The 3281-nt window shown below is 57.2% G+C and carries 5 protein-coding genes; 4 read left to right on the top strand and 1 reads right to left on the bottom strand.

Translation table 11 applies throughout. The features are described 5' to 3' along the window. The first annotated feature begins 126 nt into the window (after window positions 1–126). The gene (locus tag FFS23_RS19820) at window positions 127–546 is read left to right on the top strand and encodes an endonuclease domain-containing protein (protein ID WP_137899949.1); all 420 of its coding nucleotides are present in this window, start codon (window positions 127–129) and stop codon (window positions 544–546) included. Between the two features lie 74 nt (window positions 547–620). On the opposite strand, the gene FFS23_RS19815 is transcribed toward FFS23_RS19820, so the two are convergent. Further along, window positions 621–872 (bottom strand): DUF2171 domain-containing protein, encoded by a 252-nt coding sequence (locus FFS23_RS19815; protein ID WP_037531986.1) that lies wholly within the window; start codon window positions 870–872, stop codon window positions 621–623. Between the two features lie 86 nt (window positions 873–958). Between FFS23_RS19815 and FFS23_RS19810 the strand changes: the two genes are divergently transcribed. From FFS23_RS19810 to FFS23_RS19800, 3 genes are read left to right on the top strand one after another with little or no spacing between them, the layout of a single operon-like run. Then, window positions 959–1159 (top strand): hypothetical protein, encoded by a 201-nt coding sequence (locus tag FFS23_RS19810; protein WP_038663575.1) that lies wholly within the window; start codon window positions 959–961, stop codon window positions 1157–1159. 49 nt (window positions 1160–1208) lie between these two features. Next, window positions 1209–2267, top strand: coding sequence for a ribonucleotide-diphosphate reductase subunit beta (locus FFS23_RS19805; protein WP_038663577.1), 1059 nt, complete (start codon window positions 1209–1211; stop codon window positions 2265–2267). Continuing rightward, window positions 2264–3100: a hypothetical protein gene (locus tag FFS23_RS19800; RefSeq protein ID WP_171009566.1), complete on the top strand. Its 837-nt coding sequence runs from the start codon at window positions 2264–2266 to the stop codon at window positions 3098–3100. The genes FFS23_RS19805 and FFS23_RS19800 overlap by 4 nt, the downstream gene beginning before the upstream one ends. Window positions 3101–3281 lie beyond the last annotated feature (181 nt).

Below are 3281 nucleotides of genomic sequence, written 5' to 3'. Positions count from 1 at the left end.
CCCTCCCACCCGACTGCGTCGGGCGGGCCCCTTCCTCTCCCGGAGGGAGAGGGGTGAGGTGGCCACCATTCCCTCTCCCATCGGGAGAGGGAGGGAGCCGCGCAGCGGCGGAAGGGTGAGGGTGAGATGCGTCTCTACAAAAACCAGCCTTCCGGTACGGTCCAGCACGCCCGGCAACTCCGTCGTGCCGCATCGGAACCCGAGCGTCGTCTGCTGTATGGATTACGTGCGGCATTCCCGACGCTGAAGTGGCGCCATCAGACACCCATCGGGCCTTACCGAGCCGACATCCTCTGCTTCTCCGAACGCCTCGTCATCGAGGTCGACGGCGACACCCACGCCGCCACGCCGGAAGCCGACGCCATCCGCACCCGCTTCATCCAACGCCAAGGCTTTTCCGTGATCCGCTTCGCCAACCCTGACGTGATGACGAACCTCGACGGCGTTCTGGCGCGCATTTCCTTCTCCCTCCGGGAGAAGGAGGGAGCGCCGGAGGCGCGGAAGGATGAGGGTGACCACGCACAGAAAAAGGGCGGCACCGCATGACCGGCACCGCCCTCACTCTTCCGCGGCCTGCGGCCGCTCCCTCCCTCTCCCACAAGGGGAGAGGGAAAGACGGATCACTCCGCCTCTTCGAACATGTCCACCGCATTGGCGGCGGTGGCCGACAGCCGCACCGTATCGCCCTCGATCTCGGCGACGAGGCCGGCGGGCAGGTAATGATGCTTGCCGCCCTGCCCGTCCTCGGTGCTCGGCGAATCGTTCTTGGTGAGCTTGATGCGCTCGCCCTCGACGTGGTCGACGGTGCCGACATGGACGCCGTCGGCGCCGATGACGGTCATATGCTCTTTGATGTTGCTGTGATCGTGCATGACAAAGCTCCTGCAAGGGGTTCGGCGGTCCAACGACCCGCCCCGCAATTGGATGCATCGCGCGTCCCTGCCCGAGCCGAGCCCTGATGCCGCTGCAGAGCCTCGTCATGTTCGCGGTCGCCGCGGTGTTCGGCCTCGGCGGCGCGTGGATGCTGTTCGAACTGCGCCGCCCGCAGGGGCCGGCGCGCGTCTACGTCTACCGCATGGCCGGCATCATGGCCGTCTCCCTCGCCATCGTCCTCGCCTTTTCGGCGCATGCGATGTGGCAATGGAGCGGCCAGCCCTAACCTCTTTCGCCCGATATCCTATTTACGAAGATCCCACGGAGTAGTCCCCATGTCCCTCCTCGAAGCCCGCAAGCAGTACAAGCCGTTCGAATACCCCTGGGCGTTCGAATTCTGGAAGCGTCAGCAGCAGCTCCACTGGCTCCCCGAAGAGGTGCCGCTGGGCGAGGATTGCCGCGACTGGGCGCAGAAGCTGACCGATCACGAGCGCAACCTGCTCACCCAGATCTTCCGCTTCTTCACCCAGGCCGACGTCGAGGTGCAGGATTGCTACCACGAGAAATACGGCCGCGTGTTCAAGCCGACCGAGGTCAAGATGATGCTGACCGCGTTCAGCAACATGGAGACGGTGCATATCGCCGCCTACAGCCATCTGCTCGACACGATCGGCATGCCCGAGAGCGAATATGGCGCCTTCCTCGAATATGCCGAGATGAAGGAAAAGCATGACTACATGCAGAACTTCGGCGTCGAGAACGACGAAGACATCGCCCGCACGCTCGCCATGTTCGGCGGCTTCACCGAGGGCGTGCAGCTCTTCGCCAGCTTCGCGATGCTGATGAACTTCCCGCGCTTCAACAAGATGAAGGGCATGGGCCAGATCGTCACCTGGTCGATCCGCGACGAGAGCCTGCATTGCGAGGGCATCATCAAGATGTTCCACACCTTCTGCCACGAGCGCCAGTGCCTGACCAAGGCGGTGAAGGACGATATCGCCGACGTCTGCCAGACGACGATCCGGCTCGAGGACAATTTCATCGACCTCGCGTTCGAGATGGGTCCGGTCAACGGCATGACGCCCAAGGAGATCAAGAAGTATATCCGCTACATCGCCGACTGGCGGATGGGACAGCTCGGCCTCAAGCCGATCTACATGATCGACGAACACCCGCTGCCGTGGCTGGCGCCGATGCTGAACGGCGTCGAGCACGCCAATTTCTTCGAACAGCGCGCCACCGAATATTCGAAGGCCGCGACCAAGGGCCAGTGGAACGACGTCTGGGATTCGTTCGACAAGCGCCAGAAGGCCAAGATCGGCCGCCCGGCGAACGAGGATGCGGGCGAGGCCAGCGGGGACATGTTCTCGCAGGCTGGCGTGGCGGCGGAGTGAAGCCATATTCCGGTAGACTCAGCTATAAGCGGACGAGGACTCGCATACGTCCGCCTTCCGCTATTGAATTGCCGAGTCTACCGGATCAATTTTTTAAGATATCGACTTTTGCCGCCGCGACGTGGTCACTGTCTGGATTTCTGTTTGGGGTTGGATTTATCAACCGTATAGATCCTTCTATATTACAAATTCTCACCATTTCAGACGTTTTTGGCATATCCATTTCTTACGCTATCGTCACCATACCATTACTAGCTATCATGACGCTCTGGCCATGGCAGTTTATGATTCCAATCAATTTCGACAAGGCACATTCTAATACAAAATTAGATCTACTGCCATTTCACATATTGAAAATGGTCGCGCCATATAAGACTTATGTTTTACTATTTTTGTTTGCGATATTACCAAATTTATTATGGCTTTTCTTTGTTCACTATGACTTGATAGATAAAAGTTCGCTTCTTTATACGCTTGGCGATGTAATTCTGATGCCGCTAACATTTGTTTTTACCGCTTTGCTATCCCCTATCCGCATAGGCAACGCTCATTTTGACAAACGTCTGATGGGTTTTCTTTTTATTTTATCACTTCTGATATCTGGATCTTACGTGGCGGGAGATTACGCCTCTTCAGTCAGGATGAACAATCCATCGAGACTTGATTGCGCTATTTTGACTGAGAATAAAGGGCGATGCACGCCTATTTTAGTCTGGGGTTCATCGTATTTTATAACATGGCACGGTAATAGAATGAGATCCGTACCAACCAATAAAGTCGATCATATTTGGCTCCATCCCAATAAAGAGCCAGACAAGACTAGAAGATTTTAGCCCTGCACTTACCATCGCCCAATTATCCGCAAATCCCAGCTGCGTGATGTTGAGCAGTGACACCGATTGTCACACTCTGGGCCAATGACGGGAGCAAGGACCGTTTACGTGGCATCAAATATCTCTTGCCGTGCAATGGTATGTCATCGCTAAGTCAGGCACACGTCACGCACCTTAACCC

The organism is Sphingomonas sp. 2SG (assembly GCF_005503285.1).
GTDB lineage: Bacteria > Pseudomonadota > Alphaproteobacteria > Sphingomonadales > Sphingomonadaceae > Sphingomonas > Sphingomonas taxi.
Note: the sequence above shows the minus strand (reverse complement) of the source record. Positions and strands in the feature narration are given on the sequence as shown.